This window comes from Halorubrum kocurii JCM 14978, assembly GCF_000337355.1.
GTDB classification, from domain to species: domain Archaea; phylum Halobacteriota; class Halobacteria; order Halobacteriales; family Haloferacaceae; genus Halorubrum; species Halorubrum kocurii.
Window position 1 is genome coordinate 1 of sequence record NZ_AOJH01000098.1, and the last position, 248, is coordinate 248.

General features: G+C 57.3%; 1 rRNA gene. It reads right to left on the minus strand.

Annotation, left to right across the window (positions count from 1 at the left end):
- Positions 1-60: ribosomal RNA gene (gene rrf, locus C468_RS15525) — 5S ribosomal RNA — on the minus strand; the annotation flags it as partial.
- Positions 61-248 lie beyond the last annotated feature (188 nt).

Below are 248 nucleotides of genomic sequence, written 5' to 3' on the forward strand. Positions count from 1 at the left end.
GGGCTTAACTTCCGTGTTCGGAATGGGTACGGGTGTTTCCCCACCGCTCTGGCCGCCTTTACGCCGACTCTCGGACTCGAACCGAGACTCGTCCACGAAACTCGTGGAGAGACGCCTGTGTCGGTGGTTCCGATCGAATGATCGGCCGACCGTGTATATGTGCGATCCAGTTACCGCCTGAACTCATACGAACTGTGGTGTCAGTGCCGTATGACTGTGGCTTCGGTCTGTTAGTGCTCGTGGACTCA